The sequence below is a fragment of the uncultured Methylobacterium sp. genome, assembly GCF_964244095.1.
GTDB lineage: Bacteria > Pseudomonadota > Alphaproteobacteria > Rhizobiales > Beijerinckiaceae > Methylobacterium.
On sequence record NZ_CAXTHR010000218.1, the window covers coordinates 1 to 4,538 of the forward strand.

Below are 4,538 nucleotides of genomic sequence, written 5' to 3' on the forward strand. Positions count from 1 at the left end.
GAACTGCTCGTAGAAGAAGGTCGGCAGGAAGTTCGACAGGCCGATGAAGCCGCCGAAGGTGATGATGTAGATCAGCGAGAACGCCCAGCCGTCCTTCGTGAACAGGCAGGAGATGTGCTCCTTGAAGGACTGGTGCTCGAGGTCCGGCGGCTCCTTGGCCAGCACGATCATCACCAGGAGCGGGATCACCATCACGCAGCCGGCGAAGCCGTAGACCGACTGCCAGCCGTAGGCCTGGGCGAGCGGCGGCGCAAACAGCACCGCAAGCACGGTCCCCGAGTTGCCGGCGCCGGCGATGCCCATCGCCAGGCCCTTGTGCTCCGGCGGGAACCAGCCCGAGCCGAGCGAGAGCGCGACGCCGAACGAGGCGCCGGCGATGCCGAGCAGCACGCCCATCGCCAGGACGTCGTTGTAGCTCGCGATGAAGAAGAAGCCGTAGGCCATCGCCAGGATGATGATGCCCATCTCGGTGATGGCGGCGTTCTTGCGGCCGATATACTGGGCCAGCACGCCGAGCGGGAAGCGCATGATCGCACCGGCCAGGATCGGCAGCGAGATCATGAAGCCGGTCTGCGCCGGCGAGAGCTTGTAGGTCTCGGTGATGAACGGGCCCATGGCACCGTTGAGCACCCAGATCGCGAAGCAGAAATCGAAGTAGAGGAACGCGGCGAACAGGGTCGGGGGATGCCCCGACCTCATAACGGTCTTGAAGGAGGCCATCGTGGGTGCTCGTTTGATAGGGCGGTCCGCGAGCGCGGCCGCTCATGCCGGGGGACCGGACTCACACCGTCCGCATTGCGGGGCCTCGTTGCCCAGCGTGCCGCGTCGAACGCGGCACGCAGTAGGATGCAGCAAGCGTGCCAGATCGTCCGCGGACCGTCGGCGCGCCGCCGGGCGGTGCGCCGACGGGGAGCATGCTTGGATTCGCGGCGGCGTTGCCGACGAGGCGCGCGACGTTGAGCTATCGAGCAAGACGCGCGCAGTCTTCCGATCGGCGCCGCGGCGCCCGTTTCGTCACCGCGGGGCCTGCGACCGACGACGGGCGCGCGTCCCCGTTCGTTCAGCGGCAGGTGGTGATCGCCTTGACGATCCACCCCTCCCCCGCCTGCCACAGCTTGTGCCGGGCGCGGGTGCAGGCCGCCCCCGGCGCCGTGCCGGCGGTCCAGGAGCCGGGGGGCTCCCTCGCCTCCGGCCGGGCCGGCGGGATCGCGCCCGCGCGCTCCGGCGGCCTCGCCGTCTCGCGGGCCCGGGCCGGCATCGCGCAGACGGTGCAGGCGAGCATCAGGATCAGCGCCGGGACGGCCCGATGCGGAGAGCGGTCGTGTTTCACGAGAAGGCGTCCGGGGAGACCGAGGAGTCGGGGCCACTCTAGCGCCCGGCATCCGGTGCGATGCAACCGCATCGGCGCGACTTGTCCCCGCTCTGCCGCAAACCGTCGCCGATGGTGAGGAGCGCGGCGCCCGTCACCTCCCGGCACACCGGCCTGACCGTTGCATAGAATCGACGGCGCGTCGCCAAAAGGCATTCCGCGGCCGTCCGGCTGATGACGCGGCGGGTCGGCGCTTGCTAAGCCTTGGTCGACACCGTCCCGGATCGCGGCTGCCCGCGGTGCGGTGCGTGACCCGTTCCCCACGCCGCCCGATGGGCGTTCCGGGGATTGCAGGATCAAGGACGCTTCGAACCGCCATGCCGAACCCCTTGCGAAACCTGCTGCTCATCGGCGCGATGGCGAGCCTCGCCGCGACCGCGTCGGGTCGTGCGCAAGACCGCGGCGGCGTGGCGGCGAGCGCCATCGACGGCGTCGCCGGCACCGACGACGACCGCCTGTTCCAGGACCAGAACGGCGGCCTCTACCGCCTCCGCGGCGGCCGCTACGAGCCCTATGCCGGCCGCGTCGAGTTCGGCCGTGCGGTCCCGGACCGGGCGACGGAGCGGCGCCCGGCGCCGGCGCGTCAGCAACTCGCCGAGCGGCCGGTCGAGCCGGCGGCCGAGCTCGTGACCGCCGGCCCGAAGCCCGGCGCCAACCAGCTCTCGCCGGCCATGGCCGCCGCGATCAACCGGCCGATCGACGACGGCCCGATCGACTATGCCAAGGCCTACGGTCCGATCGCCGACGACGCGTTCCCGGTGGCCGCCTTCAACTGGAAGAAGGCCAACCCCGCCTTCCTGAGACAGGAGATCGCCTATGCCGGCAGCTACGAGCCCGGCACCATCGTGATCGACCCGAAGGCGCATCAGCTCACCCTCGTGCAGGCCAACGGCCGGGCGCGGCGCTACGGCGTCGGCGTGGGCAAGCAGGGCTTCTCGTGGTCGGGCTCGGCCACGGTCAACTTGAAGCAGGCGTGGCCCGACTGGTACCCCCCGAAGGAGATGATCGCCCGGACGCCGAAGCTCGCCCGCGAGGTCGACACGCTGCCGAGCGGCGTCGGCGTCCCCGGCGGCACCCGCAACCCGCTCGGCGCCCGAGCCATGTATCTCTGGCAGGGCAACAAGGACACGCTGTTCCGCATCCACGGGACGCTCGATCCGGGCTCGATCGGCCACAGCGTCTCGTCGGGCTGCATCCGCATGATCAACCAGGACGCGATCGACCTGTTCAGCCGCGTTCCCGTCGGCACCAAGGTCGTCGTCCTGAACTGACCCTCTCGCGGCCCTCAATCCTGACCGCGCTCGGGGCGGCGGTGCTCTCCGAGGATGCGGCGCACCGTGCCGGTGGCCGAGCGGTAGACCAGCGTCTCGGTCTGCGTGATGCCGGGCTTGAAGCGCACGCCGCGCAGCAGCGCCCCGTCCGTCACGCCGGTCGCCGCGACGATCACGTCGCCGCGGGCGAGGTCGGACAGGTCGTAGATCCGGTTCGGGTCGCCGATGCCCATCGCCTGCGCGCGGCGCCGGCGCTCGGGCGTATCGAGGATCAGGCGCCCCTGCATCTGGCCGCCGATGCAGCGCAGCGCACCCGCGGCGATCACGCCCTCGGGCGCGGCGCCGATGCCGAGATAGATGTCGACGCCGGTCTCCTCGGGGCTGTTGGTGAAGATGATCGCCGCGATGTCGCCGTCGGAGATCAGGCGGACCCCGGCGCCCGCGGCGCGGATCGCCGCGACGAGATCGGCATGGCGCGGCCGGTCGAGGACGATCGCCACGATCTGCGACGGATGCACGCCCTTGGCCCGCGCCAGAGCCGCGATGTTGTCGGCCGGGCTCGCGTCGAGATCGACGGTTCCCGGCGGGTAGCCCGGTCCGATGGCGATCTTCTGCATGTAGACGTCGGGGGCCGCGAGCAGCGAGCCGCGCTCGGCCATCGCCATCACGGCGATCGCGCCGGGCATGTCCTTGGCGCAGAGCGTGGTGCCCTCCAGCGGATCGACCGCGAGGTCGACGCGGGGTCCGCCGCCGCTGCCGAGGCGCTCGCCGATGAACAGCATCGGGGCCTGATCGCGCTCGCCCTCGCCGATGACGACGGTGCCGTCGATCGGCAGCGCGTTGAGCTCGGCCCGCATCGCGTCGACCGCGGCCTGATCGGCGGCCTTCTCGTTGCCCTGCCCGCGCAGGCGCGCTGCGGCGATGGCCGCGCGCTCGGTCACGCGGGCGAGTTCGAGGGTGAGCGTGCGCGCGACGACGCCTCGCGAGCCCTGCATGAGCGCCTCCATCGTGTCCCTGCTCCGCGTCGTCGACCGGATGTCTTCGGTGGCGTTCCCTGGCAGCCTACAGCGATCGCGATACGACGAAATAACCTATGTTTCTCCTGCCTGGTCGATCAGAACGATAATGCAGGATGTTCGGTCCGTCGAAGAGCCTCATTCGCGCTCGATCCGGATGAGCTGCGGCGCCTCCGCGAGCAGGCCGTCGGCGGCGATGGCCTCGAGCGCCGCGCGGATGTTGCCCTCGGTCGCCGCGTAGGTGATCAGCACCAGCGGCACCGGCTGCCCGGAGCGCCCACGCGGGTCGCTCGTCGCCGCGCTCGCGGTCCGGCGCTGCAGGATGCTCTCCAGCGAGATCTCGCGCTCGGCCATGCGGGTGGCGACGCCGGCCGCGACGCCCGGCCGGTCGTGCACGGTCAGCCGGATGTAGTAGCCGCCCTCGTGCCGCTGCATCTCGACCCGCTCGGCGGCCTTGAGCTGCGCGGTCGGGCGGCCGAAGGTCGGGCGGATCACGCCGGCGGCGAGGTCTGTGATGTCGGCGACGACCGCGGAAGCCGTGGCCTCGCCGCCGGCGCCGGGGCCGATCAGGGTGAGTTCGCCGACGGCGTCGGCATCGATCGTGATGGCGTTGGTCACGCCCATCACCTGGGCGATGCTCGACGATTTCGGCACCATCGTCGGGTGCACGCGCTGCTCGATCCCGGCCTGGGTCGCCTGCGCCACGCCGAGCAGCTTGATCCGGTAGCCGAGTTCCTCGGCCATCAGGAGATCGAGGGGCTTCACGCCGGAGATACCCTCGACCGAGACGCCCTCGGCATCGATCGCGGTCCCGAAGGCGAGGCTCGTCAGGATCGCGAGCTTGTGGGCGGTGTCGAAGCCCTCGACGTCGAAGGTCGGGTC

At 71.1% G+C, this 4,538-nt stretch carries 5 protein-coding genes; 1 reads left to right on the plus strand and 4 read right to left on the minus strand.

The genetic code is table 11. The annotated features are described in order from the left end of the window. Together ACFE86_RS21275 and ACFE86_RS21280 are read right to left on the minus strand one after the other, a co-directional pair. Positions 1 to 720 (minus strand): MFS transporter (locus tag ACFE86_RS21275; protein WP_375457308.1); only part of this gene is annotated, 720 nt, incomplete at its 3' end. A 340-nt stretch (positions 721 to 1,060) separates the two neighbouring features. Beyond that, positions 1,061 to 1,330, minus strand: coding sequence for a hypothetical protein (locus ACFE86_RS21280; RefSeq protein WP_375457309.1), 270 nt, complete (start codon positions 1,328 to 1,330; stop codon positions 1,061 to 1,063). Positions 1,331 to 1,686: 356 nt separating this feature from the next. Here ACFE86_RS21280 and ACFE86_RS21285 point away from each other — a divergent pair, with 356 nt between their 5' ends. Further along, positions 1,687 to 2,640 (plus strand): L,D-transpeptidase, encoded by a 954-nt coding sequence (locus ACFE86_RS21285; RefSeq protein ID WP_375457310.1) that lies wholly within the window; start codon positions 1,687 to 1,689, stop codon positions 2,638 to 2,640. 14 nt (positions 2,641 to 2,654) lie between these two features. On the opposite strand, the gene glpX is transcribed toward ACFE86_RS21285, so the two are convergent. Both glpX and ACFE86_RS21295 read right to left on the minus strand, forming a co-directional pair. Beyond that, a complete protein-coding gene (gene glpX / locus ACFE86_RS21290) occupies positions 2,655 to 3,635 on the minus strand; it encodes a class II fructose-bisphosphatase (RefSeq protein WP_375457311.1) in 981 nt (326 codons plus the stop codon). 159 nt (positions 3,636 to 3,794) lie between these two features. Continuing rightward, on the minus strand, positions 3,795 to 4,538 hold a 744-nt coding region (locus tag ACFE86_RS21295), incomplete at its 5' end, for a homoserine dehydrogenase (protein ID WP_375457312.1).